The sequence below is a fragment of the Nocardia sp. NPDC059229 genome, assembly GCF_042754165.1.
Taxonomy (GTDB): Bacteria; Actinomycetota; Actinomycetes; order Mycobacteriales; family Mycobacteriaceae; genus Nocardia.
This window is the reverse complement of the sequence record NZ_JBHZAK010000010.1, coordinates 192,310-218,489: the sequence shown is the minus strand read 5'-3', so window position 1 is coordinate 218,489 and position 26,180 is coordinate 192,310. Positions and strand designations below refer to the sequence as shown.

The 26,180-nt window shown below is 70.0% G+C and carries 22 protein-coding genes; 13 read left to right on the top strand and 9 right to left on the bottom strand.

Translation table 11 applies throughout. The features are described from left to right. Positions 1 to 40: 40 nt before the first annotated feature. Positions 41 to 1,258, bottom strand: coding sequence for a cytochrome P450 (locus ACFXHE_RS23670; protein ID WP_379386265.1), 1,218 nt, complete (start codon positions 1,256 to 1,258; stop codon positions 41 to 43). Positions 1,259 to 1,413: 155 nt separating this feature from the next. Here ACFXHE_RS23670 and ACFXHE_RS23665 point away from each other — a divergent pair, with 155 nt between their 5' ends. Further along, on the top strand, positions 1,414 to 1,881 hold the full coding sequence (locus ACFXHE_RS23665; protein WP_379386263.1) for a PaaI family thioesterase: 468 nt from the start codon (positions 1,414 to 1,416) through the stop codon (positions 1,879 to 1,881). Positions 1,882 to 1,958: 77 nt separating this feature from the next. On the opposite strand, the gene ACFXHE_RS23660 is transcribed toward ACFXHE_RS23665, so the two are convergent. The 6 genes from ACFXHE_RS23660 to ACFXHE_RS23635 are packed head-to-tail and all read right to left on the bottom strand — an operon-like array spanning position 1,959 to position 6,968. Continuing rightward, entirely contained in the window at positions 1,959 to 2,801 is an 843-nt protein-coding gene (locus tag ACFXHE_RS23660; protein ID WP_379386261.1) for an acyl-ACP desaturase, read from the bottom strand. Positions 2,802 to 2,816: 15 nt separating this feature from the next. Next, the gene (locus ACFXHE_RS23655) at positions 2,817 to 3,650 is read right to left on the bottom strand and encodes an SAM-dependent methyltransferase (protein WP_379386259.1); all 834 of its coding nucleotides are present in this window, start codon (positions 3,648 to 3,650) and stop codon (positions 2,817 to 2,819) included. Next, on the bottom strand, positions 3,647 to 3,898 hold the full coding sequence (locus ACFXHE_RS23650; protein ID WP_379386257.1) for an acyl carrier protein: 252 nt from the start codon (positions 3,896 to 3,898) through the stop codon (positions 3,647 to 3,649). The genes ACFXHE_RS23655 and ACFXHE_RS23650 overlap by 4 nt, the downstream gene beginning before the upstream one ends. After that, positions 3,895 to 4,452 (bottom strand): PaaI family thioesterase, encoded by a 558-nt coding sequence (locus ACFXHE_RS23645; RefSeq protein ID WP_379386255.1) that lies wholly within the window; start codon positions 4,450 to 4,452, stop codon positions 3,895 to 3,897. The genes ACFXHE_RS23650 and ACFXHE_RS23645 overlap by 4 nt, the downstream gene beginning before the upstream one ends. Before the next feature lie 10 nt (positions 4,453 to 4,462). After that, positions 4,463 to 5,251, bottom strand: coding sequence for a ferritin-like domain-containing protein (locus ACFXHE_RS23640; protein WP_379386253.1), 789 nt, complete (start codon positions 5,249 to 5,251; stop codon positions 4,463 to 4,465). Between the two features lie 58 nt (positions 5,252 to 5,309). After that, positions 5,310 to 6,968 carry an AMP-binding protein gene (locus ACFXHE_RS23635; RefSeq protein ID WP_379386420.1) on the bottom strand — a complete coding sequence of 553 codons (1,659 nt, stop codon included), beginning with the start codon at positions 6,966 to 6,968 and terminating at the stop codon, positions 5,310 to 5,312. A 208-nt stretch (positions 6,969 to 7,176) separates the two neighbouring features. Between ACFXHE_RS23635 and ACFXHE_RS23630 the strand changes: the two genes are divergently transcribed. The 12 genes from ACFXHE_RS23630 (at position 7,177) to ACFXHE_RS23575 (ending at position 24,033) form a co-directional block, all read left to right on the top strand. Next, complete coding sequence (locus tag ACFXHE_RS23630; RefSeq protein WP_379386251.1) at positions 7,177 to 8,415, top strand: cytochrome P450; 1,239 nt, start codon at positions 7,177 to 7,179, stop codon at positions 8,413 to 8,415. Then, on the top strand, positions 8,412 to 9,632 hold the full coding sequence (locus tag ACFXHE_RS23625) for a cytochrome P450 (protein ID WP_379386249.1): 1,221 nt from the start codon (positions 8,412 to 8,414) through the stop codon (positions 9,630 to 9,632). Before ACFXHE_RS23630 ends, ACFXHE_RS23625 begins: the two co-directional genes overlap by 4 nt. Then, positions 9,629 to 11,074: an FAD-dependent oxidoreductase gene (locus ACFXHE_RS23620; protein ID WP_379386247.1), complete on the top strand. Its 1,446-nt coding sequence runs from the start codon at positions 9,629 to 9,631 to the stop codon at positions 11,072 to 11,074. Before ACFXHE_RS23625 ends, ACFXHE_RS23620 begins: the two co-directional genes overlap by 4 nt. Beyond that, complete coding sequence (locus tag ACFXHE_RS23615) at positions 11,056 to 12,324, top strand: cytochrome P450 (protein ID WP_379386245.1); 1,269 nt, start codon at positions 11,056 to 11,058, stop codon at positions 12,322 to 12,324. Before ACFXHE_RS23620 ends, ACFXHE_RS23615 begins: the two co-directional genes overlap by 19 nt. Positions 12,325 to 12,892: 568 nt before the next feature. After that, positions 12,893 to 15,619, top strand: coding sequence for a phosphoenolpyruvate synthase (locus tag ACFXHE_RS23610; protein WP_379386243.1), 2,727 nt, complete (start codon positions 12,893 to 12,895; stop codon positions 15,617 to 15,619). Beyond that, positions 15,616 to 19,137, top strand: a complete 3,522-nt coding sequence (locus tag ACFXHE_RS23605; RefSeq protein WP_379386241.1) for an AMP-binding protein — start codon at positions 15,616 to 15,618, stop codon at positions 19,135 to 19,137. Before ACFXHE_RS23610 ends, ACFXHE_RS23605 begins: the two co-directional genes overlap by 4 nt. Continuing rightward, positions 19,134 to 19,415 carry an acyl carrier protein gene (locus ACFXHE_RS23600; RefSeq protein ID WP_379386239.1) on the top strand — a complete coding sequence of 94 codons (282 nt, stop codon included), beginning with the start codon at positions 19,134 to 19,136 and terminating at the stop codon, positions 19,413 to 19,415. The genes ACFXHE_RS23605 and ACFXHE_RS23600 overlap by 4 nt, the downstream gene beginning before the upstream one ends. Then, positions 19,412 to 20,521, top strand: coding sequence for an SDR family oxidoreductase (locus ACFXHE_RS23595; protein WP_379386237.1), 1,110 nt, complete (start codon positions 19,412 to 19,414; stop codon positions 20,519 to 20,521). The genes ACFXHE_RS23600 and ACFXHE_RS23595 overlap by 4 nt, the downstream gene beginning before the upstream one ends. Continuing rightward, positions 20,518 to 21,453, top strand: a complete 936-nt coding sequence (locus tag ACFXHE_RS23590) for a nucleoside-diphosphate kinase (protein WP_379386235.1) — start codon at positions 20,518 to 20,520, stop codon at positions 21,451 to 21,453. The genes ACFXHE_RS23595 and ACFXHE_RS23590 overlap by 4 nt, the downstream gene beginning before the upstream one ends. Beyond that, complete coding sequence (locus ACFXHE_RS23585; protein ID WP_379386233.1) at positions 21,450 to 22,457, top strand: ScbA/BarX family gamma-butyrolactone biosynthesis protein; 1,008 nt, start codon at positions 21,450 to 21,452, stop codon at positions 22,455 to 22,457. The genes ACFXHE_RS23590 and ACFXHE_RS23585 overlap by 4 nt, the downstream gene beginning before the upstream one ends. Then, positions 22,457 to 23,089, top strand: coding sequence for a nitroreductase family protein (locus tag ACFXHE_RS23580; protein WP_379386231.1), 633 nt, complete (start codon positions 22,457 to 22,459; stop codon positions 23,087 to 23,089). The genes ACFXHE_RS23585 and ACFXHE_RS23580 overlap by 1 nt, the downstream gene beginning before the upstream one ends. Next, positions 23,086 to 24,033 (top strand): hypothetical protein, encoded by a 948-nt coding sequence (locus ACFXHE_RS23575; RefSeq protein WP_379386229.1) that lies wholly within the window; start codon positions 23,086 to 23,088, stop codon positions 24,031 to 24,033. Before ACFXHE_RS23580 ends, ACFXHE_RS23575 begins: the two co-directional genes overlap by 4 nt. Positions 24,034 to 24,037: 4 nt before the next feature. On the opposite strand, the gene ACFXHE_RS23570 is transcribed toward ACFXHE_RS23575, so the two are convergent. Together ACFXHE_RS23570 and ACFXHE_RS23565 are read right to left on the bottom strand one after the other, a co-directional pair. Further along, the gene (locus ACFXHE_RS23570; RefSeq protein ID WP_379386227.1) at positions 24,038 to 24,817 is read right to left on the bottom strand and encodes an ABC transporter permease; all 780 of its coding nucleotides are present in this window, start codon (positions 24,815 to 24,817) and stop codon (positions 24,038 to 24,040) included. Further along, a complete protein-coding gene (locus tag ACFXHE_RS23565; protein WP_379386225.1) occupies positions 24,814 to 26,091 on the bottom strand; it encodes a glycosyltransferase in 1,278 nt (425 codons plus the stop codon). Before ACFXHE_RS23565 ends, ACFXHE_RS23570 begins: the two co-directional genes overlap by 4 nt. Positions 26,092 to 26,180: the final 89 nt, after the last annotated feature.

Below are 26,180 nucleotides of genomic sequence, written 5' to 3'. Positions count from 1 at the left end.
CGGCCCCGTTCGGATCATCGATCCGGGCGGGGCCTTTGGTTCACAGCAGGACCGGGAGCTCGTGCAGGCCGCGAATGAGGGTGCTCGGATGCCAGGCGAGGGTTTCCGCGGCGCGGGACGGGCGCAGGTTCGGGAATCGGGACAGCAAGGCGGCGAAGGCGACTCGTGCTTCCAGTCGGGCCAGTGGCGCGCCGACGCAGAAGTGGATGCCGTGGCCGAAGGCGAGATGGCCGCTGGCGTTGCGGGCGGGATCGAGGGTGTCGGGGGCCAGGTAGCGGTCGTTGTCGCGGTTGGCGGCGGCGAGCGCGATGTAGACGAATTCGCCTGCGGGGATGGGCGTTCCGGCGATGACGATCGGTTCGGTCGTGTATCGGACAGTGGTCAGGTTGACCGGGCCGTCGTAGCGCAGGAACTCCTCGACGGCGGCGGCGATCGCGTCGGGGTCGGCGCGCAGGGCTCGCAGCTGTGCCGGATTGCGGAGCAGGGCGAGGATGCCGTTGGCGATGAGGTTGACCGTGGTGTCGTGCCCCGCGACCAGCAGCAGGAACGCCATACCGACGAGCTCGGCCTCGGTGAGGGCGTCGCCGTCGTCGGTGGGGACGGCGAGCGCGGAGAGCAGATCAGCGGCGGGCTCCTGAGCCTTCGCGCGCACCAGTCCGGTGAGGTAGGCAGCCATCGCCTTCGAAGCGCGGGTGCGGTCCTCCTCCAGGCCGGCGACGGCGACCAGCGCCCGGGTCCAGTCCTGGAAGTCCGCGCGGTCGTCGAGCGGCACGCCGAGCAGTTCGCAGATCACCGTGATCGGCAGCGGTTCGGCGAAGTCGCGCAACAGATCCGCCTCGGCGCGTCCCTCCAGGACGTCCAGCAGCGAGGCGGTGATCTCCTCGATGCGGGGCTGCAACTCCGCCACCCGGCGCGGGGTGAAAGCCCGGGTCACCAGCTTGCGCAGCCGGGTGTGTCCGGGCGGATCGGTGTTGAGCATGTGGGTGAGCAGCGCCACGGCGCTCGGGTCCGACCGCGGCGTACCGCGTTTGGCGCTGAGCAGGGCGTCGGTTTCGGCCGCGTCCTTGTGGAGGCGAGGGTCGGCCAGGGCGGCGCGGCCCGCCGCGAAGTCGAGGATGACCCAGCGAACGAAGTTGTCGGGGAAGCGAACTCGCCGGACCGGGCCGTGCTCCCGCCAGCGGCGGTAGTGGCTGTACGGGTCGGCGAAGAATTCCGGGCCGATGGTCTCGATCCGGTCAGGGGCGTGGATATCGGCCATTACGTGAGCCTATGCATCGGGACGGACGGGGCCCGGGGGTCGGTGAGATCTCGATCATCCGATCGGAAGTCGGAATGGAATGGCCTGCGGCGAACCGGAATTCACCCTGGGCTGGTCGAATTCGAGGACAATCGCAGTCCAGAGAGGATGGCACCATGACCAGCACCGGCATTCAGGTGAACGACACCGTCGCGTCGCGCGTCGGCGAACTGACCGAGGTATTCCAGCGGGGCCTGGACGAGAAGCTCGGAGTCGGTGCGTCGCTGGGCATCCGGCTCGACGCGGCCGGGGACGGCTTCACGCGGTACTACCTGGACCCCAATCCGGCCACCATCAACGCCATGTTCACCGTGCACGGCGGCGTGATCGCCACCCTGATGGACACCGCCATGGGTAGCGCCGTCTTCACGAAACTCGGTGACAACACCGCCTATACGACCCTCGAGCTGAAGGTCAACTTCATCCGCTCGGTCGCCATCGACGGCAAACGGCTGACCTGCGAGGCCACCGCGGTGCACGTGGGCCGGCGCACCGCGACCGCCGAGGGCCGCATCACCGACGCCGACGGCAAGCTCATCGCGCACGGCTCCACCACCGTCCTGGTGCTCGGCTCGCAGGGCTGATCCGACCGAGAAACTGCTGATCCGCGCGAAAAGGCCCGGCTCCCACCAGGAGCCGGGCCTTCTCCGTGGTGCCCCGGTCAGGCCAGGGCGCGGCACTGGGCGATGAAGCGGGCCAGTTCGTCGATGCGATCGGTGCGGGCGTCGACGGTGCGGTCGATCACCTTGAGCAGATGCTCGTAGGCCTCGGTGTGGTCGTAGTCTGCGACCTCGGCGATGCGCAGCGCCCACCGCCAGTAGCCGCGCAGTGTATCCGCCAGCGGCATCCGGAATCCCGCGATCACGTCCCGGATGGGCTCCACCGCCGCGTCACCCTGGACCCGCAGGTAGCGGCCCACTACATCGGCCATGAAGCTGAAGTGGCGCGCCTCGTCGCGGGCCAGCCGGCTCAGCACCGCCGCGAGCACGGGATCGCCGGAGACGTCCCGCAATTGGTGGTAGTACATCTGGGTAGCCTTCTCCTGCACCAAAGCGTAGGCGAAGAACTGCACCGGATGTTCGTAGGGCAGGTCGAATGGCTTACGGCCCTCCACCGCCAATTCGGTCCGCAGAGCGTCTCTTTCGGCAATGCCGGAGGCCACCTGATATCGGTTGAGCGCGCGGGCGTGGGTGTCCTCCTCGAGCGCCCAGCGCACGGTGAAATGGTAGAGCTCGCGATTGTGGACGAACGCGGGCAGCTCGACACTGTCGTTCACCGGGAAACACCGGTGGTAGACATCGAAGTATCCCGGCAGGTGATCTTCGATGTAGGTGACGAACTGCACCGCCGACCGCTGTCCCTCGGTGAGCCGCTCGGCATCGGCGCCGGCCCAGTCGAAGGCGGTCTCCACGTCCCAGGCCCGGGTGGCGGGCAAGGCGGCCAGGAAGCCGTCCACCGCCGCCACCAGTTCACCGACCGGCAGCAGCGCGGATTCGATGCTCATCGATACTCCTGACGGCTAACGGGCCTTGCGGCAGCCCATTGCGTAATGCTTGGTGGTGTAACCCCATCCGGCATTGGCCACCTCGAGGTAGTGCCGCAGTTTGGCGGCCAGTCCCGGCTGCCGCTCGTCGATGGCGTCGGCGGCGGCGTCCACATTGGTGATCCAGTCCTCGATGGTGTGCCGGTAGTGATCGGTGAGATCGTCGATCGAGGTGATGGAGAAGCCCGCGTCCTCGGCGGCGGTGATCAGCTCCGACAGCGGCCGCAGATCGCCCCAGCCGAAGATATCGGAGCGCACGAACTCGGTGCCCGCCCGCTCGTCGAAGGCCCGTCGGGCGGCGGCGTTGCGGAAGCAGCTCTCCGAGACGTAAAGCGTGCCGCCGCGGCGCAGCACCGCGCGGGCGCGGCGGAACACCTCGTCCAGATCGGGCATGTGCACGATCGATCCGAGCATGGTCACCGCGTCCCGGCTGCGCGCGGGCAGGTCGAGCTTCTCGAAATGTCCTACGCGCGTGTGGACCTGGCGGTCGACGCCACGGGCTCGGGCCTGGACGGCGATGTAGTCGTGCTGGCGCGGCGCGGGACTGATGCCCAGGGTGTCGCAGCCATACTCCTGGGCCATGAACAGGATCAGCGAACCCCATCCGCAGCCGATGTCGAGCAACCGCTCACCGCCCTGGATGTCGAGGCGGCGGGCCACGAACCGCAGCTTGTTGCGCTGGGCGAGTTCGAGGCTGTCGCCGTCGTTCTCGTAGAGCGCGGAACTATACTTGCGCAGCGGATCCAGGAACTGGCCGAAGATCTCCGGATCCAGGTCGTAGTGCTGGTTGGTGTCGGCGGTGACGGTCATGCCGCGTCCTGCAGCGCCTTGTCGACGACCACGGCCACCTCGGCGAGGGTGGCGGTGCCGAAGACGTCCTCGTCCTCGAGCTCGATGTCGTAGGTGCGTTCGATGCGTGCGATCATGCGCAGCACCCGCACCGAGTCCACGCCGGCCATGGCGCGCAGGTCGGCGTCGGGGGTCAGTTCCGAAGCGGGCAGGCCGGTCTCGGTGACGGCGATCGCGGTGACGGTACGCAGGATGTCATCGGTGGTCATGACGGAACTCCATTCGGGGACAGGGCATTTGCCATGGTGAGGGCTTGGTCGAGCAGGGCGACCTCGTCGTCGCGCAGGGACAGCTGATGGCGCACGGACTCGAGCGCGAAGGGACGGTAGGTGGCGGCCGAGGACGCGCAGCTGACGCCGTCGGCGTCCAGGATCTCGGCGCTGGCCTGGATCAGATCGCCGGATCCGGCCGCGGACAGCGTTGCCACACACCGGTATTCGCGATCTATCAGCAGCGGCGTCAGGAAGCGGGTGCGCTGCGTCACCGTGAAGGCGGGCACCTGCCGGGCCAGCACGATCAGGTTGCCCATCACCTCGTCGCAGATGACGCCGGTCAGACCGCCGTGCACGATGCCCGGATAGGACTCGAAACAGCGGTCGAGCCGAAAGCGGGCCTGCAGGCCGTCCGCGTGCGGGGTGAAGGCCAGCCGCAGTCCGGACGCGTTGTGCGGGGAACAGCCGAAGCAGTGATAGTCAGGGATGACCGACCACGGCACGCGGACGGTGGCCGGATCCGCGAGCGCGTCGGCGGTGGGGGAGAGCACGGCCGTGCCGCTAGGCGATGGCCTCGGCCAGCGCGCGGCGGACCTTGGCATTGCTGGACAGGTCCAGGCCGGTCATGGTCGCGAAGGTGCGGCGCACCTTCGCGTGCAGCACCTCCAGTTCGCCGTCGGCCGCGACCTGTTCGAGGAACAGCTCGAAGCCGGTGTCGATGGTCTCGTGGTCGCCGAGCTCGACGATCCCGGCCTTGAAGGTGCTCACCGGGTGCTTGATCCTGGCCTCGGAGCTGTACACGTACAGGGTTTCCAGGACCGAGGGCAGCTCCTCGTGCCGGCGGGCCAGGCGCTCGGTGGCGTAGTGGATGAACTCGCGGGCGTGCCCGGCCTCGTCGCGACTCGCGTTGAGCAGCAGCGACTTCAAGACCGGCTCCTGCACCCAGGCCGACACCGCGCGGTAGACGTGGTTGACCGTCAGCTCGGAGATGATGTTGGTGGCCAGCGTCGCCGAGGGCGTGGTGCCCGGGGAGTAGGGCTCGCGCATGGCGTCGACCGCGCGGTCCTCGACATCCTCGCCGATGGCGCGCAGCCAGGATCGGAAGGCGTAGTGGTGCTGCACCTCCTGGTAGCCCCACACCACGGCGAAGGTGGAGAAGTCGTAGTCGTCGACGAACTCGGCCAGGAAGCCGTGTACGGCGGCGATGACATTGGACTCGCCCATGGCAGCGCTCTTGGCCAGGGTCACGTACTCCGGCCGCACCAGGTCCTGGTCGACGGTGTCGAAGGCGAGATCGCCCAGCTTCCAGTGCAAGCGCTCGTAGTGGCGGAAGACTTCATAACTGTGCACGGGTGCCTCCGGTTCGTGCGGATCGAATGGCGTTGGGCGTGAATGTCACTGGGTGATGTCAGCGGTGCTGGGTGATGAGGTCGCGGGCGGCGAGCCGCTGGAGCTTGCCGCTGCTGGTGCGGGGGATGGTGCGGGGCGGCACGAGGTACACCTCGACGGCCGCCAGTCCGAGGTCGGCGGCGACCCGATCGCGGATGGCCCGCGACAGCGTGGCCGCGGCGTCGCCGTCGAGTTCGGATTCGGCGATCAGCGCGATGACGTCCGCGCCGTCGGGGTCGATCGCGGCGGTGCAGCGCTGCTTGTAGATGCCCTCGAGGTCGCGCACCGCGGCCTCGACGTCCTGGGCGTAGTGGTTGACGCCGCGCACGGTGATCATGTCCTTGCAGCGGCCGGTGACGAAAAGCTCACCGGCGCGCTGATATCCGAGGTCGCCGGTGCGCAGCCAGCCGTCGGTGAAGCGGTCGGCCACCGCGGCCGGGTCGGCGCCGAGGTAGCCCTCGGTGACCGACGCGCCGCGGATGAGGATCTCCCCGACCCATCCGTCGGGCTGGTCGAGGCCGGAATCGGTGCACACCACGCGCAATTCGAGGCCGTCCACGGCCGAGCCGACCCCGGCCACCGCCCGCGCGCCCGCCTGTTCCGGCGGCACCGGGTCGGCGTGCCGGGCGTCGGCCAGCAGCGCCCGGTCCACCCACTCGAACACCGGCTCGCGGCCAAGCGGCGGGAAGGCCACGGCCAGGGTGGCCTCGGCCATCCCGTACACGCCGAACATGGTGTTCGGCGTGAATCCGGCCGGGGCGAACCGGTCCAGGAACCGGGTCACCACGGCCTGCGAAATCGGTTCCGCGCCATTGAAGGCGATGCGCCAGCGGCTCAGGTCGTACTCGGTCACCTGCTCCGGGGGTACCGCGCCCAGCAGCGCCTCGTAGCCGAAACTCGGCATGGCGGTGATGGTGGTGCCGCTGGCGGCGAACTCGCGTAGCCAGCGGGCCGGGTCCTTGACGAACGACAGCGGCGACCACAGGTGCGCCGGAATGCCGCGCAGGATCGCCGAGAGCGTGCCGAAAAGGCCCATGTCGTGGAACAGCGGCAGCCAGAAGCCGCCTTGATCGTCCAGATCGAGGGCGATGCCCCGGCGGATGGCGGCCAACCCGGCCATCACCTGGCGGTGGGTCAGTCGCACGCCCTTGGGGAGGGCGGTGCTGCCGGAGGTGAACTGCACGACCGCCAGGTCGTCGGGCTCCGGGGTCGGCGGTATCACCCGCTCGGACTCGTCGTCGGCGGAAAGCTCTGCGGTGTCGAGGAATTCGACCGCGACGGCATCCCCCAGCAGCGGTACCAGCTCCGCGAAACGCGGGGACACCAGCACCGTGCGCATGCCCGCCGCCGCGGTGACGGCGGCCAGCTGCGGGGGATAACCGCCGGCGCGACGCGTGCTCGCGGGCAGGGGCAGGGGAGTGGCAGCCGCGCCGGCGGCGATGATGCCGAAGAAGCTCACCAGGAATTCCGGTGCGTTCGGACAGAGGATGCCCACCGCTTCGCCGCGCCGCACCCCGCGCCGGATCAGCGCGGCGGCCGCCGCTCGTGCGGCGCGGTGCAGTTCGGCGTAGTCCATTCGCTCGGCGGTGGACCAGAATGTCGCCTCCACACGCGGGTGCTCGGCGGCGATGAATGCGAGCCGATCGGTCAGCGTGCCTTCGGAATTCGCGGAATTCATAACCGTCACGACAACAGCGAATTGTGTCCGGGCGCTGAACGCGTTGTTAAACGTGAGCGGTGATAACCAGCGTCGATCGACCAATTGCGTTGCGCGATAAAGAGATACCGCAATCGGACGATAGGCGTCGGCAATGGCCGCACGACCCGCCCGGGCAGGCGGCGAGGATGAACTGGCGAAAATGGCATTCACAATTCAGGAGTCGCCGGTGAGTTCCGAACCCGCCGCCGTCGCGGAAATGAATCGGGTCCAGCAGGCCGTCGTCGAGAGCATCGCGCCGCACCTGCGGCACAACCCCTACGACAGTTACCGGATCCTGCGCGCTGCCGGGCCTTTCGTGCCCGGTTCCCATCGCACCCATCTGGTCACCCGCCACACCGAGGCGCAGGCCATCCTCACCGATCCGCGCTGGAGTCACGCCGAGGAACCCGAGCTGCTGCACGGCGACAGCGACGTGGAGCTGCCCGGCTCGTTCCTGTGGATGGAACCCCCGGATCACACCCGGCTGCGCGGGCTGGTCGGCAAGGCGTTCACCGCCCGCACGGTCAGCGGATTGCGGGAGCGCGCCACCCAACTGGTGGACGAGCTGCTGACCGCGATCCTCGCCGACCGCGAGGTGGATCTGCTCGAGGCCCTCGCCTATCCGGTGCCGCTCACCCTCATCTGCGAGATGCTCGGCGTGCCCGCCGAGGCACACGCGCAGGTGCGGGCCATGTCGGCGGGCATCGCCCGCGGACTCGACCCCGACGTGCTGCTGAGTCCCGAGGAACTGGCCGCCCGCACCGCGGCCGTCCACGAATTCACCGAGTTCTTCGGCGATCTCGTCGACCAGCGCCGCCGCGCCCCGCGCGCCGACCTGATCACCGCGCTGGTCCAGGCCGAGGAGGCCGGGGTGCGGCTGAGCCACACCGAGCTCATCGGCACCCTGCTGATCCTGGTGGTGGCGGGCCACGAGACCTCGGTCAACCTCATCGGCAACGGCGTGCTCGCCCTGATCCGGGAGCCCGGAGAATTCCGGCGGCTGCGCGCCGATCCCGACCTCGCCGGCGTCGCGGTGGACGAGGTGCTGCGCTACGACGCGCCGGTGCACCTCACCACCCGCACCGCGCGGGCCGAGATCACCGTCGGCGAGCGCACTTTCGCATCCGGTGAGGCGGTGATCGTGCTGCTCGGGTCGGCCAATCGCGACCCGGCCGCCTTCCCCGACGCCGACCGGTTCGACCTGGGCCGGTATCTGCCGGGCCGCAACACCGAACGGCACCTGTCCTTCGGTCTCGGCCTGCACTACTGCCTGGGCGCGCCACTGGCCCGCATGGAGATGCAAACGGTGATGCACGCCTTGGGTGTTCGCGTCACCGCGTTGAGCCTGCTGGCCGAGCCGCCGTACCGGCCCAATGTGGTCGTTCGCGGCATGTCCGAATTGCGTGTCCGTGTGGAGGGCCGATGAGCACCGCCGTACCCGAGATCACCTTCGACGCCTTCGATCCCGGCCACCGCGCCGATCCCTACCCGGCCTACCGCCGCATCCGCGACGCCGCGGCCCTGTTCCCGCACCGGTTCGGGGACGTACCGGTCACTCTCATCACCCGGTACGAGGAATGCGCGGCCATCCTGACCGGCGCGGACTGGGGACACGGGTACGCCGCCGGGATCAGTCCCTTCCGTGACACCACCGCCGCCATCCCCGGCTCCTTCGTGCGCATGGATCCGCCCCAGCACGGCCGCTACCGCAAGCTCGTGGCCAAGGCGTTCACGCCGCGCATGGTCGGCGAACTCGCGCCGGTGGCCGGGCGGGTGGTGAACGATCTGGTCGACACCGCCTTGGAGCGCGGGGAATTCGATGTGCTCGAGGATCTGGCGGTGCCGCTGGCGGTGGCCATGATCCCGGTGCGGCTGCTGGGCGGTGATCCGGCCGACGGCGCGCGGTTCCGGGAATGGCAGCTGGCCATCGCGCGCGGCAGCGACCCGGACTCGCTGCTCGGGCCCGCCGACATCGAGGCGCGCGGGCGGTCGGCGCTGGCCTGCATGGGGTACTTCGGCGAACTGGTCGCGCGGCGCAAGCGGGAGCCGGGCCCGGATCTGCTCAGCGAACTGGTCGCGGCGAGCACGGACGGTGAGACGCTGACGGAGGCGGAAGTCATCGGCATGGCCCTGCTGCTGCTCGTAGCGGGGATGGAGACCTCCATCAACCTGATCGGCAACGGGCTGCTGGCGCTGCTGCGCAACCCGGCCCAGCTCGAATTGCTGCGTGAGCGACCCGAACTCATCGAACCGGCCCTGGACGAGATGCTGCGCTACGACGCGCCCACCCAGTTCACCATCCGGGTGGCCCTCGCCGACACCGTGGTCGGCGGCCGGCAGTTCCGGCGCGGTGACGGTGTCGTCGTGCTCACCGCCTCGGCCAGCCGTGACGACCGGGTGTACCCCGACGCCGACACCTTCGACGTCACTCGGTACGCCGGAAACCGACCCGCCCGTAAGCATCTGGGCTTCAGCCTCGGTATCCACTACTGCGTCGGCGCCCCGCTGGCGCGGCTCGAGGCTGCGGCCGCGGTGCGCGCCCTGCTCGATCGCGCGCCCGGGCTGCGGCTGGGCGCGGAGACCGTCGGCTACCGGCCCAGCCTGATCCACCGTGGTGTCATGGCCCTGCCGGTGACGGTATGAGCCCGGCGGACCGGCACGCGATCGTCATCGGCGCGGGTATCGCGGGACTGCTCGCTGCCCGCGTGCTCGCCGAATTCTGCACGCGGGTCACGATTCTCGAACGCGATACCGGCGACGCGTCCGCGGTGCGCCGCGGTGTCGGGCAGGGCCGGCACCTGCACGGCCTCCTCGACCGCGGCCGCACCATCCTGGAGGAGCTGTTCCCCGGCTGCACCGCCGACCTTGTCGAGGCCGGAGCGCAGACCGCCGAGGTGCTCGTCGGAACCCGGTGGTACATCGCCGGATCGCGGCTGGCCGCCACCTCGACCGGGCTCACCTCGATCATCGCGACCCGGCCACTGCTCGAATCCGTGCTGCGCCGCCGCACCCTGCAACTGCCGAATGTGCTGCTGCGCGATGGAATCACGGTCCGCGGGCTGATCGGGGACAGTGCTCGCATCACCGGCGTGCGGGTGGCGTCGTACCGTGATCGGTACCCCGGCACAGACTTCGATGCCGCAGGTGGCGACGGGGCAGCAGCCGGCTCGCGCGGCTCGGCTCCGGACGGTGAGATCGCCGTCGCCGATCTCGTCGTCGACGCGAGCGGGCGGGGATCGCGGATCTGCGAGTGGCTCCGGGTGATCGGCGCGCCGACGCCGGTCGAGGAGCAGCTCGAGGTCGACCTCGGGTACGCCTCGCGTCTCTACCGGTACGGCGAGGGACAATTGGGCGGGCACGCCTCGGTGATCATCTCCACCGGTGCCGACGGGCACGGCGGCGGGGCGGTCCACGTAGAGGGCGATCGCTGGCTCGTCACCCTCGCGGGCATGATGGGCGATCATCCGCCTACCGACGCGGCGGGCTTCCAGATGTATGCCGCGAGCCTGGACGCGCCCGACATCCACGAGATCATCACGGCCGCAGATCCTCTCGACGATCCAATGCCCTACCGGTTCCGGTCCTCGGTGCGGCGCCGCTTCGACCGGCTGCTCGCCGCGCCCGCGGGACTGGTCGTACTCGGTGACGCCCAGTGCGCGTTCAACCCGCTCTACGCCCAGGGCATGACCGTGGCGGCGCTGCAGGCGGTCGCCCTGCGTGCATGCCTGGACAGCGGCCTGCCGTTCGCGGAGCTGCCCGCGCGCTTCTACACGGCCGCGACCGAGGCCGCCGCCACTGCCTGGCAGCTCGCGGCGGCCTCGGATCTGCGTCATCCGCGGGTCGCGGGACGGCGCGGGCTGCGCACTCGGCTTACCAATGCGTATGTGGCGCAGGCACATCGCGCGGCCCACCGGGACCCGCTGGTGGCACGCACCTTCATGCGCGTCGCCCATCTCGTCGAACCGCCAGCCGCGCTGACCCAACCGGTGCTGGCGGGCCGAATCATGCTGCGCGGCAATCGCCGCACTCGCCATGTCGGCCCATCGTTGAATCCAGGAGGACAATCATGGCCGCCCCAGAGATGAACGCCGTTGCCGATGCGCAGGATCCGGCCGTTGTGAACGCGCTGGTCCAGCTCTTCGGGCCCGACGGCCGCTCCGACCCGTACACTCCGGCCCGCGTACTGCGCGACGCCGGGCCCATTCATCAGACCCCGCTCGGGCATCACGTGCTCACCCGGTACGAGGACTGCGCCGCGGTGCTGTCCACCACGGCGTGGAGCCACGCCGAGGAGGCCGGGATGATGCACCCGACCGTCGAACCCGAGGACGCTCCCGAAGAACTGCCCACCTCCTTCCTGTGGATGGAGCCGCCGGACCACACCCGGCTGCGCAACCTGGTCACCAAGGGGTTCACCCCGCGCACCGTGGCCCGGCTGCGGCCGCGCATCGAGAAACTCAGCGAGGAGCTGGTCGACAAGGCCCTGGAGGCAGGCGAATTCGACCTGGTCGAGACGATCGCCTACCCGCTGCCGCTGATCATCGCCTGCGAGCTCATCGGCGTGCCCGAGGAAGCCTACGAGCAGGTGCACCAGTGGTCGCAGGACCTGGCGCGCGGGTTCGACCACGACTACACGCTGCCCGAGGAATCGCTGAAGGCGCGCAGCGCCGCCTCGCGCGGATTCATGGGCTACTTCCGGGAACTGCTCAACGAGCGGCGCGTGAATCCGCGCGACGACCTGCTCAGCGCGCTCTCGCAGGTCGAGGATCGCGGTGACGTGCTCACCGAGCAGGAACTGCTCGCCACCTGCATCACCACTTTCGTGGCCGGTCACGAGACCACCGCCAACCTCATCGGCACTGGCATGCTGCGGCTGCTGCGCGCGCCCGACCAGATCGAGGCGATGCGTGACCGGCCCGAACTCACCGCCTCCGCGCCCGACGAGCTGCTGCGCCTGGAACCGTCGGTGCAGATCAGCACCCGGGCCGCCACCCGGCCGATCACCGTCGCCGGGCACGACTTCGAACCCGGCGAGGGCGTGGTCGTTCTCATCAACTCCGCCAATCACGACGAGCGGGTCTTCCCCGACCCGGACCGCACCGATGTCGCCCGCTACTCCGACCCCATGCACCCCGCCAAGAAGCACCTCGGCTTCAGCCTCGGCATCCACTACTGCCTGGGCGCCCCCCTGGCCCTGCTGGAGATGGAGATCCTGCTCGACGTGCTGCTGCGCAAAGTCGGTGCGATGGAGTTGCTTTCGGAGAATCCACCGTTCAAGCCGAACGTGGTGATTCGAGGACTGGAGGCGTTGCAGGTGGGTTTTCATCCCGCCTGATCCGATGACGCGTACCGGCGCGCCGTCCGCTGGTGGATGCGTGTGAGCGCCGTGCCGGGCAGCGCAGGCAGCCGGGGAGCCGATCCATCCGATCGTGCTGGGGTACAACTCCGTCGTCGCGGGCGGGCGGTGCCGGAGCGGCGAGCGACGCTGGACGCGTTGCAGGGGGATCCATTCGACCGCTGTCGAATCCCGGATCACGGCAGCTGTGTTCGGCGGTCCGGGCGAGGAGACGCTCGTGGAGGCGGCGCGGAAGATCGCCGTGCCGGTCGAGTATCTGGTGCAGGGGGATGACGAGCTGCGCAACAGGATTCGCAGTGTCACCGGCGGGGACCGGGGTGTGCATCGGTGCCCGCCGGAGATTATCGGGCTTTCTGGCGCCGTGCGGCCGTGTCACACTCGCTGTGCGAATTGCACTGCGTGGCTTCGGCCGTGATGGTGGCTCGAGGAACCGGGGTGAGGCAGACCCAAGAACCTTGGGCTGGTGTGCGTTTGAAACGTGGACTACTCAAAGTAGAACCCCTGATCTTGCTCCGGCATTCGCTGTGATGTGACTGGCCTCAGGGTGATGGGAGAGGTTGTGCGGTTGCTCGGCCCTTGGTCGGATTCGGTGGATGTCGCCGCGTATGGGGGTGGGAAGGCGCGGGGGTTGTACGCGCTGGGGGAGGTGGGGGTGCGGGTGCCCGAGTGGGTGGCGCTCGGCACGGAGGTGTTCGATGGGTTCGCGAGCGCGGCGGGCCTGACCGGGGAATTGGAGGGGTTCGCGGCGCTCGGGGAGGTCGAGGCCGCCGTGGCGCGGGCCGCCGAGTTGCGCGGGGCGCTGGCGGCCGCGGAGGTGTCCGAGGCGGCGGTGGCGGTGATCGGCGAGGCCTGGGCGCGGCTCGGGCCGGAGCCGATCGCGGTGCGGTCGTCCATGTCGGCCGAGGACGGGGCGGAGGCTTCGTTCGCCGGGCAGTTCGACAGCCACCTGAACGTGCACGGTCTCGAAGCGGTGACCGCCCGGGTGCGGGACTGCTGGGTGTCGGCTTTCTCCGAGCGTGCGGTGCGATATGCGTTCGCGCACGGCCTGTCTCGCGCCTACGCGCCCGCGGTGGTGTTACAGCGATTGATCTCGGCGCGATCCAGTGGCGTGGTGTTCACGCGGAATCCGATGACCGGTGCGGACGACGAGCTGGTGATCAGCGCCGTCTACGGGCTGGGGGAGGGGCTGGTGTCCGGCGCGGTCGACGCCGACTCGATGATCCTGGACCGGGACACCGGTGTCCTGCTCGATATCACGCTGGGGGACAAGGATATTCGTTTCGATCCCGGCGACGGGCAGGGCTGCGCGACGGTCGAGGTCGAGGCCGGCCGACGCGGCGCGCGGGTGCTGACCGACGCCGAGACCGCCGAGCTCGCCGAGATCGCACGGAAGGTCGAAATATCCTGTGGTGCACCGCAGGACATCGAATGGGCCATCGACGACACCGGCGTGTGGCTGCTGCAGACCCGGCCGATCACCGCGACCGCGTCGACGCTGTCCGCGCGCGAGGTCGAGCTGCGTGGCGCGGGCGAGCGGGTGGGTCCCGGTGAGACGCGAATCTGGGACAACTCCAACATCATCGAGAGCTTCAGCGGCGTCACCTCACCGCTGACCTACACCACCGCCGCCGATATCTACGGCCGCGTGTACCGCGGCTACGCGGCCTCCCTGGGGGTGCCGCCCGAGCAGCTGCGGCAGACCGATGCGTGGACTCCCGTGCTGCTGGGCAGCTTTCACGGCCGCGTCTACTACAACCTGCTGCACTGGTACCGCATGGTCGGCATCGCGCCCGGCTATCCGCTCAACCGCCGGGTGCTCGAGGCCGCCCTCGGCGTGGCCGAACCGCTGCCGACGGATATCGCGAAGACGCTGCGCCCCTTCGAATTCGACAGCACGGCGGCCCGGCTGCGCTCGCGGGCGCGCACCACGGTGATCTACGCGCGGCGCCTGTTCGGCATCGACGACCTGGTCGAGCGGTTCATGACCGACTTCTACCGCGTCTACGACGAGTACGACGCCGTGGACTACACCGCGCTGACCGGCGAGCAGGCCTACCGCTCCTATCGCACGGTGGAGGGCGACCTGGTGCGGCGGTGGGGCCCGCTCATGGTGCTCGACGCCATCCTGCTCACCCTTTCGGGCCTGATGTTCCTGTTGACCAAGCTGTTCCTGCCCAAGGCGCCGGAATGGTTCCTCTACGCCGTGGTCGGCCCGGGCGCGGATGTCGAATCCGCCGAGCCGGCCCGCGCCATGACAGAGCTCGCCCGGGTCGTGCGCGCTGATCCGGAACTGAACGACATTGTCAATTCGACTGCGCCGGATGCGATTCACGACGCGCTGCGGGCCGCCGGGCGCACCGAGTTCCTCGCCGCCCTCGACGACTATCTGGACCGCTACGGTTACCGCAGCCTCGATGAACTCAAGCTGGAAACACCGGATCTGCGCGAGAATCCGGCCAATCTGTTCGTCATGCTGCGCAGTGCGGTCGGCCGGGTCGGCGACACCGTGACCGCGAACCGCGCCGGCGAGGCCGACGCCTACCTGGACGCGCACCTCGGCCACGGCGTCCGGCGGCGCGTCTACGAACGCCTGCGCGCCAAGGTCTCCCGCTGCGCCGCCCACCGTGAGCGGCTGCGCTTCTGCCGCACCCGCGCGTTCGGCATGGTCAAGCGCATGATCCGGGTGATGGGCCGGGATCTGGCGGCGCGCGGCGTGATCGACGAGTTCGAGGACGTGTTCCAGCTGACCGTCGAGGAACTGCGCGGCTGCTACGAGGGTGCGGACACGGACCGTCTGCGCGAGGTGGTGACGGTGCGGAAGTCGCTGCGCGCCAAGGATTCCACGCTGGTGGCCCCGGCCCGCTTCCGCACCATCGGACCGCGGCTGGGCAATGCCGAACTGGCCGAGCAGGGCTGGGTGCCGGTCACCGCGACGGCCGCGGCCACTCCCGGCACGGTGCTCACCGGGACTCCGTCGGCGGCGGGCATTGTCGAGGGCGCCGCGGTGATCGTGGACGAACCCCGCGACGTGGCCGGCGGCATCCTCATCGCCTATCGCACCGATCCGGGCTGGGTGGCGGCCCTGCCCTCGGCGTCGGCGCTGGTCATCGAACGCGGCAGCCCGCTCACCCACGTGGCGATCGTGGCACGCGAGCTGGGCGTGCCGACCGTGGTCCAGCTGCCCGGCATCACCCGCCAATTGCGCAGCGGCATGCGTATTCGAGTCGATGGGGCCGCCGGCACCGTCACCGTGCTTCCCGAAGGAGACCAGTGATCGACCACGTGAACGACGAGGCGACCGTGCGCAGGTGGCTGATCGAGCCCTCGGCCGGCACCGGGCTGTACCTGGCCGACGAGGCCGACGGATGGGAGTACCGCAGCTATCGGGAGCTGGCCGACCAGGTGTGGTCGATCGCGGACCTGCTGCGGGCCGCGGGACTCGGCAGCGGTGACGGCGCGTGCGTGATCATGCCGACCGGATTCCCGTGTGTGGCGGCGTTCTACGCGGTGTGGGCGTGCGGCGGGGTGTTCACCCCGGTCGCGCCGCCCATGTTCGGCGACCTGGAGCAGATCGTCGCGCACATCGCGGGCATCGTCGAACAGGCCGCGCCCCGCATGGTGGTCACCTCCCCGGAGTTCGAGACCTTCGTGCGCAGCGCCTGCCTCGCGGCCGGTCGCACCGACGAACCGGTGGTCGTCCATGCTGCGGCGCTGCCCGCCGTCCCCGCCACGCGCGAGCTCGTCGACGTGTCGGAAGTGGCACTGCTGCAGTTCACCTCGGGTTCCTCGGGCGCACCGCGCGGCGTACGGGTCAGCTGGCACAACCTGGCCAACAACATCGCCATGATCACCCGCCTCATCGACTGGCAGCCGGGCGAGACCATGGTGTCGTGGCTGCCGCTCTACCACGATATGGGCCTGGTCGGGGCCTTCCTGCAGGGCGTCACCAACCAGGCCGACCTGTACCTCATGCGTCCCGACCAGTTCGTGCGCGACCCGCTGCGCTGGCTGCGCGCCATGACCCACGCCCAGCACGCGCCGTCGCCGTCGTTCGCGCTCGGCTATGTGGCGCACCGGGTCCGGCCCGAAGAGATCGCCGGCCTGGATCTGTCGGGCTGGCGGACGCTGGCCATCGGCTCCGAGCCGGTCGAGGTGGCCGATCTGCAGGCCTTCGCGAATCTGACCGGCCCGCAAGGCTTCTCGATGGGCGCTTTCACCCTCGCCTACGGGCTGGCCGAAGCGACGCTCATGGTGACCTCCTCGCCCACCCGGCGGCCCATCACCGCGCTGCGGCTGGACAATCCGAATCTGCGCTTCGGAGAACCGGTTCCGGTGCTCGAGGAGGCGATGCTCGACGACACCCACCGCGTGGCGGGTGCGGGCTGGATCACCGGGCTCGGCTTCTCCACCCCCGAATCCACCGTGACCGTGGTCGACGACGAGGGCCGTGAACTGCCCGACGGCGTCCTGGGCGAGATGGTGGTGACCGGAGACTCGGTGGCGCTGGGCTACTCCGGGGAGGCGAGCGCGACCTCGTCCACCCGCCTGGAGAACGGCCGCCTGTACTCGGGGGACGCCGGATTCCTCTACCGCGGAGAGGTTTTCGTCCTCGGCCGCATGGGCACCAGCATCAAGGTGCGCGGCCGCTCGGTGTTCATGGAGGACATCGAATCCCGGGTCGCCCAGGAAACCGGGCTCACCAAGGGCAAGCTCGCCGCCGTCGGCCTCGTCGAGGCCGGACTCCAGGGTGTCGCCCTGTTCGCCGAGACCGCGCCCGGCGACTGGATTCCGCAGGCCCGCGCCCTCATTCGGGGCCACCTCGGACCCGCCCAGACCGTGCACATCGTCACCGGGCCGCGCGGCCTCATCCGCCGCACCTCCAGCGGCAAGCCCCGCCGCCGCCACATGTGGCAGCTGCTGCGGGACGGCGCCCTCGCGGGCGCGGTGCTGCACGAGGCGGATACCGCTGCGGAGCAACCCACTTCCCTCCAGCCGGTACAGGCCGTGCCGCGGCCCGGGATGCCCATGGACAGGCTGCGACAGCTCCTGGACGGCGCGCTGCGGTCGGTCGCCGTTCCCGAGGACGCCGCTGTCCTGTTCGAGGGCTCGCTGGCCGAGGGGTTCGGCAATGCGGGCTCCGACATCGACTTCCTGGCGGTGGCCCCCGGCGCGGACGAACTGCCGACCCTGCCGACCGTCCTGTTCCTCGACGGTCGCCGCGTCGAGGTCCGCACCCGTTCGGTGGCCCAGCTGCGCCGGCAACTCGAGCGGGCCGCCACCGACCCGGACGAGGATGGCCTCAACCGTTGCCAGCGCTTCCTGCGAGCCACGGTCATCCGACCCGGCACGGTCGATCTGGACCAGCTGCGCGGAATCCTCACCCACGACGCCTTCACCACCCTCGTCGCCGACTGGTGGGCCACCCGTGCCCGCCACGCCCTGGGCTACGCCATCGCCCTGCGCGCCTTCGGAGCTCACACCGAAGCCGAGGCCTGGGCCGAAGACGGCCTCCGCCAAGCCATGAAGGCCTGGCTCGCCCGCCGCGGCGAAACCTACCTCGAAACCAAATGGCTGCCACAGCAACTCGATCGCACCGCCCCCGACGCGTTGATCGACCGCTACCGCGAGCTGACCGGCGCCGACGACCGGGACGACACGAGTAGCGAGGACGATTCCGGGCGGCTCGCGCCGCTCGAATCGACTGAATCATCGGATTCCGGCGGGGAGAGCGCTCGGACGATCCCCGCCACTGCCGACGCGGTGGCTCGGGAGCGGGGAGGTGCGCGATGGGCTGCCACGGTGGCCCTGGCCGCAGAGCTCGGGGTGGCGGGCGTCGCGGACGACCCGCACGAGCTGATCTTCACGCGGCGTCCCGCCGTGACCACCTGGCCGCTGGCCGGACGCCTGCACGTGCTGCGTGCCGACAGCGAGGTTTTCGTGCTGTCCGAGGCGGGAGCCCAGGCATGGCGGTCGGTGGTGTTCCGGCAGTCGATCCGGGATGTCATGGCGCGCGCTCAGCGCGATATCGGGGCGGAGCTGGCGGAGTTCGTCCGGCTGGGGTTCGTCGGGTTGCAGTGGCGGGGCGGCGAGGTGCTCGAACCAGCCCTGGCCATGTGTAAACCGGTGGAGGCGTACACGCCGGTGGCCGTGGTGGCGACGCCCGCGCTGGGACTCACCGGTGCGGCGCGTGGGGAGGGAATCGCGACGCTGTCGCCGCTGCCTGCCCGGCGGTTCATCGGGGCCGGTCTGAATCTGGTGTGGTCCAACGTGGTGCTCGAGAACGCCCGCGAGGATCTGGTGGGCGCGGTCAAGGACGCGCAGGGCGAGGTCGCCGATATCGCCGCGCACCGGCTCATCGCCATGAGTGTGCGAGTGCTGTTGAGCGCGTTCGGCATTCATCCGCTGCCCGCCGATGTGGATCCGGTCGGCACGGTCGCCGGGCTGCTGCCCGCGCACGCCCCCGAGCGGGACACGCTGATCGCGGCTCTGGAATCGGCGGCGCGCGTGCGGTTCTCGCGCACCCTGCGAAACGGCGGCGACGCGCTGAACGATCTTGCCCGTGTCGACGTCGTCGTCGCCACGGTGCGGCGCCTGGCCGCGGATACCGGTGCGGGCCGGGACTTCCCGGCCTCCTTCGATTCCCGCGAGCAGTGGCAGCGCACCCTCACCCTCGGCTACGACTGGTTGCGGCTGGCCGGGTATCTCGACGCCGATCTGCCTCTGGACGAGGCCCGCGATCTGCTGGCCAGCGGCGGCCAGCAGCCCCACCTGCGAGAGAGCGAGCAGTCATGACCACCGAAGCCACTGTCGCCGAACGCGTCCGGCACATCATCGCCACCATGGCCCCGCGGCCCGCCGAATTCGACGGTGCCGCGGACGCACTGGAACAGACCGACGAGCTGCGCCTGATCGAGGACCTCGGCTTCGACTCGCTGCGGCTCATGGAATTGACCATGGTGCTCGAACAGAGCTTCGCGTTGCCGCGCTACCGGCCCGAACAGCTGATGGGGGTGCTGCGGGTCGGCCAGGTCGTGGATCTGGTCACCCGCACCCTGGAGGTGAGCGCATGAGCGAACGGAACACCGTCCTGCTCACCGGCGCGAGCGGACTGGTCGGGTCGGAAGTCGCCGCCCGGCTCAGCGCCTCCGGCTGCCCGGTAGCCGCTGTGCTGCACAGCAATTCGGATATCCGCCGCAATGACGGCAGCGGGTACGAACCGGACCTGCGGATCACCGGCGATATCCGGCGGCCGGTCTTCGGGCTGGACCCCGCGACGGCCGCCGATCTCGCCGGCCGGGTGGGCATCATCGTGCACTGCGCCGCCACCACCGCCTTCGACGCCACCGCCGAGACCTACGACGAGCTCAATGTGCGCGGCGCGGAGCACGCCGTCGCGCTGGCCCTCGCCTGGGACGTGCCGCTGCTGCACGTCAGCACCGCCTATGTGTGCGGGCTGCGGCACGGCGTCATCCGCGAGGACGAACTGGATGCGGGCCAATCCTTCGGAAACGGCTACGAGCAGAGCAAATTGCGGGCCGAACAGGTGATCCGGGCGGCCGGGGAACGCGGGCTGCGATGGGCGGTGGTGCGTCCGGGCATCGTCACCGGCGCACTGGGCGACGGCGTCATCCGCGAGTACAAGAACCTCTACACCGTGGTGAAACTCATGGTCGAGGGCAAGCTGCGCACCCTGCCGGGCCGTTACGACGCCACGCTCGCCCTGGCCCCGGTCGACCACGTCGCCGATGTGATCGCCGCCGCGGTCACCGATTTCGACAGTGTCGCCGGATCCACCCTGCACGCGGTGGGCCGGGACACGCCGTCACTGCGCGAGGTCTCCGACGTGCTCGCCGAGTACCCGTCCTTCGAGGTCGCGACCTTCGTGCCGGAATCCTCCTTCCGCGCCGAGGATCTCGACCCCATCGAGCGCGAGTACTACCTGCGCATCGGCGCGCTCTACACCAGCTACTTCCAGCGCCGGCTGTCCTTCGACACCAGCAACGCGGACCGCCTGCTGGACCGGCTCCCACCGCAGACCGGCAAGGACTACCTGCGGGCGCTGCTGGACCACTGCCTGGAATCCGGCTACCTGGGCGCGCCGCTGCCGTCCATCGCGGAAACCTTGGCGCGCACCGGAATCGGCGCATCGGCACCGGGAACGGGGGTCCGGTCGTGACCGACGACGCCCTGCGCACCCTGCTCGCCGACGCGACTCCGTCGAAGGAGAAGGTCGACGCCTACCTCACCGACACCTATGTGCTCGAGACCGTCGAGCAGGCACAGCGGCTCGGCATCGACGCCGCCGCCTTCGCCCGCGAGCACTCGCTGCTGCTGCTGAAACCGGACGCCATCGTGGCCCGGGCCGTCGAACCGACCCTGACCTGGCTGGCGGACAACGACTTCCAGGTGGTGGATGCCCGCCGCGTGGTGGTGGACCGGCATGTGGCCCGCGCCCTGTGGTACTTCGCCTGGAACATCGCCTCCCCGGAACGGCGGCGGCTGGCCGACCTGCTGGTGGGGATCTCCGATGTCCTGGTGCTCGTGGTCCGCGGCCCGGTCACCGACCTGCCGACACCGGTGCGCCTCACCGCCGCCAAGGGCGCGACCGACCCCCGCAAACGGCAGCCCGGTGAACTGCGCTACCTGCTCGGCCGTCATAACTACCTGCTCAATCTCGTCCATTCCCCCGACGATCCCGCCGACGTGCTGCGCGAACTCGCCATCTACTTCGACGAGACCACCCGGGCCCAGGTGTTCGCCCACGCGCTCGAAGGGCGCGACCGCACCGACGCGGCCGTCGCGCTGGCCCGCGACCTCTACGACCGGGCCCCCGCCCGCAGCTTCGAGCGCTCCGACGCCATCGCCCGGCTGTGCACCGAACTGGGTTCCGCCGCAATGAAATCCCTGGACGATCGGATCTCCGCGGCCGAACCCGGCTCCCCGGCCGCCCAGGCCGCGCTGCTGGAGGTGGCGTGGTCCAGTGGCCGCGAGCTCGACCCCTGGTCGCTCATCGTGCTGGGTTCCTACGTCCTACCCATGCGCGCCGGGACCGGGTCGCAGACCCTGCGCCCGGTCAGCGCGACCGATTGGCTGGAGGCCAGACCATGACGACGACACAGCCACCCCGAACCTCCCACCCGCTCACCCGCGCCGCCGCTGTGCGTGCCACCCACCTGCGCACCATCCCGCGCGCGCTCGCGCACCGGCAGGCGGTCGCCGAGGTCTTCGTGACCTCGCTGGAGGCCGAGACCTCCGGCGAGTTCGTGGCGGGGGCCCAATTGCCGCGCATGCACGGCCATTACGGCGATCACGCCGGCGCGCTGGGCCTGCACCACGACCTGATCGCGGTCATGGAGGCCGCCCGGCAGGCCTCCATCGCGGTGACCCACGAGTTCTTCGACGTGCCCACCGACCGGGCCTTCCTGGTGCGCACCTTCAACGGCACCGGCATCGACGGTGCGATCTGGGAGATCGGTTCCTCCCCCGCCGATCTCGAACTGCGGGTGCGGGCGTTGCGCGAACACCATCGGGGTGAGCGGCTGGAGGGCCTGGACCTGGTCCTCGACATCAGCTGCCGGGGAGTTCCGATGGGTACCGTGGACGGCTCCTTCTCCTGGGTGGATCCGCGGCAGTGGGCCGCCATCCGCGCGGGCTACCGGAAGCAGCTGGGCCTGGGGCCCTTCGAGATTCCCGCCTCGCCGGGCACGCGGGCCGCCGCCGCGCTGGTCGGCCGGGAGAATCCCCGCAATGTGGTGATCGGGCCGCCGGAGTCCACCCCGGGCCGGTCCCGTGCCGCGCTGGTCGCCGACACCACCCATCCGATCCTGTTCGACCATCAGCTCGACCACGTGCCCGGCAACCTGCTCATCGAGGCCTGCCGGCAGGTCGCGCTCACCACCATGGGCCCGCAGCCCCGCCGATTGATCAGCGTGACAAGCGCTTTCGACCAATTCGTGGAACTCGACCTGCCCGCCGTGTGCGTGGCCGAGCGCACCGACTCCGGGGTGGACGCCACCGTCGTGCACTGTGAGATCCGCCAGGCCGGCGCCGTGGCGGCGCGGATCGACCTCGAATTCGCGGGGGACCTGGCACTGGCGGAGGACGGCGACTGATGGACACCGATCTGCTGACCGGCACCCGCGCGGTCCGCAAACGCCTCGACCTGCAGCGGCTCGTCGACGACCGCGACCTGCGGGAGTGCCTGGAGATCGCGGTGCACGCGCCCAGCGGCTCGAACCGGCAGCCGTGGCGGTTCGTGGTGGTGCGCGACCCCGGACTCAAATCCCGGATCGGCGAATACTACCGGAAGGGGTTCGCCGCCAACCTCTCCGGCCGCACACCCCGGCCGGATCAGCTGGCCGATCTGGCCTCGGGGCAGCACCTGGCCGACCACCTGGGCGAGGTGCCCGCGCTGATCGTGGTGTGCGCGCTGGGCCGCCCGCCCGCCGCACCCTCGGCGCTGCGGCTGGCCAGCTTCTACGGGTCGATCTATCCGGTGGTCTGGAATCTCCAGCTGGCCTTGCGCGCACGCGGACTCGGATCGACGCTGACCACAGCGCATCTGGCCTACGAGCGCGAAGTCGCCGAGCTGCTGGGCATTCCGTTCGAGGAGGTTACCCAGGTGGCCATGCTGCCGGTCGCACACCTGCTCCCGGGCGGCGGCAAACCGGTGCGCCGGACACCCGCCGCGGAACTGACCGGCTGGGACGGCTGGCCGACGCCGGGGGAGGTGGCGGCGCCGTGACCGATCTCGCCGAAATCCCGTCCCGCACCGGTCTTCTCACCTCGGTGGGCCGGATCGCACGGTTCACCAAGGTGATGTACAAGCCGCACTACCTGCTGTACGGCATCCTCTGGGTGCTGGCCCTCGAAGGGACGGCGGCACTGCTGACGCAGCCGGGGGTCGCCTGGCATCCGACCGGCGCGACCGCCGCCCGTATCGGCATCGTCGCGATCGTGCTGCTGTACCTGCGCATGGTCGACGAGCAGAAGGACCTCGAGTACGACCGGGTGCACAATCCGGACCGGCCGCTGGTCACCGGAGCGGTGAGTGCGCTCGAATTGCGCAGTGCCATGGGGGTGATCGCGGTGGTATCCATCGCGGGCAGCCTCGCGTTGTCGGTGCGCTCGGCGGTGGCCATCGCGGCGGTACTCGCCTACGGCCTGATTCTCTGGGCGCTGGAACAGCTTTCGGAGACGGTGCGCACCGACATCATGCTCAACCTCGTGGTCACCTACCCGGTGCAGCTGCTGGTGACCGCGTATGTCGTGCTGTCGGCCATCGACACCGGCGAGGCGGCGGCCCACGGCCGGGTCGCGGTGGTGGCGCTCGTGTTCGCCGGAGCCTTCCTGCAATTCGAGTTCGCCCGCAAGACCTCGCGCAGCCTGCGGCCGGGGGAGATGTACTACTCGAACGCGCTCGGTACGCTCGGTAGCGCCGGGGCGTCGGTTCTGTGCGCACTGGCGGCGGCGGTGGGTGAGATCGCCGTCGCGAAGCCGTGGGAGTGGCACGGCGCGGCCGCCGTCCTCGGCTGGATTCCCTTGGCGCTCACGCTGATCCCGGCGATCGGGGCGTGGCGGTTCCTGCGGTCGCGGGACGACGAGTACCCGGTGCTGCCCGCGGTCCTGTTCATTCTCACCCTGTACCTGACGCTGATCGCGCAGGCGGCGGTGGCCACCCGCGGCTGAGCGATCAGCGGTAGGACAAACGCCGGAAGGACACGGCAGCGCAGGCGAATCCGGCCGCCGCGATGGCCAGGCACCACAGCACCGCCGCCGGCGCCCGATCGGCGGCGGTGCCGTCGAGCAGCGCGCGCACGGTGTCGACCACCGGGGTCGCGGGCTGCCGATCGGCGATGCCGCGCAGCCAGCCCGGCATGGTGCGGGTCGGCACGAACGCGCTGCTGACATACGGAATGAACGTGATGGCGTAGGTGAGCCCGCCCGCCGCCTCCGGATTGCTCGCCGCCATACCCAGCGCCACCGCGACGGCCGTGATCGCGACCACGAACAGCGCGATGAGCGCGGCCGCGCCCAGCCAGCCCAGCGGCCCCGAACCCGGCCGATAACCCAGTGCCACCGCGACACCCACCGCGATGGCGATGGCCGCCATGGTGCGCACGAGGCCCTCGCTCAGATGCCCCGCCGACAGTGCCTGCCGGAACATGGGTAGCGTCCGGAAGCGGTCCATACTGCCCCGCGTCATATCGGTGCACACGCTGGTCGCGGTGATCGACGCGCCGAAACCCGTGCACAGCAGCATGATTCCCGGCACCACATAGTTCAGGTACGACCCGCCGACCTCGATGGCGCCGCCGAACACGTAGGTGAACAGCAGCATCATCAGAATCGGCATGGTCAGCGAGATGACCAGCGTGTCCGTGCTGCGCAGGGTCCGGCGGGCGCAGCGCCGGAACATGACCAGGGTGTCGGGGACGAAATGGCGTACCGCCGTGAGCATGGGAGCGGTCACCGGGCGGCGGCCTCGATGAGATCCGCGGTGTGCTCGGCCACCCCGGTGGTCCGCAGCGATGCCGCGAAGCCCTCGACCCGCTGCCGGGTGCGCGCGTTCAGCAACGGCGCCAGCGCGCCCGCCAGCCGGTCGGCGGTCATGGCGGTGAACGGAAGATGTGCGCCCACACCGAGTTTCTCCACCTGCCCGCCCCACATGGGCTGCTCGAACGACACCGAGCACACCACCGTGGGCAGTCCGGCCCGCAGGCTTTCGAACAGGGTGCCGATGCCGCCGTGGTGCACGGCGGCCGCGCAGTGCGGGAAGATCAGGTCGTAGGCGAAATTGCCGACCAGCTTGATCCGGTCGCCCGTCACGGTGTTCGCGACATCCAGGTCGCTCCACCCCGCGTGCACCAGGGCACGCACCCCGAGCCGGGTGGACACCTGCTCCACCATGGCGAACACGGCCGCGGCATCGCGAATCGGCATGCTGCCGAAGCCGAAGAACACCGGCGGCTCGCCCGCCTCGACCCAGGACAGAATGTCGTCGTGGCTGCCCGCCAGCTCGCCGACCGCCGCGCGGGTGGCCTGATCCAGGGTCAGGAAGCCGGTGAAGGGGCGGCGGTCGTCCCATTGCTCCGGCAGGTTCGGCACCAGGGCAGGATCGTAGATCTGGATCTCGGGCACCCGCGCCCGCGCCAGCGCTGCGGCCGGGCTGGTGTACGACTTCGGCAGCCCCAGCACGCCGCGCAGCTCGTTGAGGTAGCGCAGGAACACCACGCGGCGCAGGTTCTCGGCCAGCAGCCAGGTGGCCCGATTGACCGGGGCGGGCGGATTCCAGTGTGCGGGAAGCAGACCGGGGAAGGGGTAGGCGCTGTTCATGCGCGCCGGATAGTAGTGCAGGCTGACCAGCGGCACACCCATGGCCTCCGCGATCGAGGACGCCCGGTCCTCGGTGACGGTGCTGGCCACGATCAGATCGGCCTTCGCGCACACGTCGATGACCTCACGGTTCATCCGCTCGCCGTACTCGGCCATCTGCTTGCCGACCAGCTGCATCAGCCGCAGCGTATTGCCCGCGGCCAGCGCCCGCTGGCCCTCGTCGGAGCTGTAGAGCCGCTGCACGTCCGGTCCGCAGGCCTGCGCGGGAAGGCCTGCGGCGGTAACGAATTCGACCAGATTCGGCGGCGCGCCGATCAGCACCTCATGGCCGCGGCGCTGCAGTTCGACGCCCAGGCCCACGATCGGGTGCACATCGCCCCGGGTTCCGGTCAGCGGTATCGCAATGCGCATGCGGCCTCTCTCGGCAGGGGGACGGAATCCCTTGACACTGAGGTGCTCTGCGGGCCGGCGTCCAGACGTAGGAAATGTGGGCATTTCAC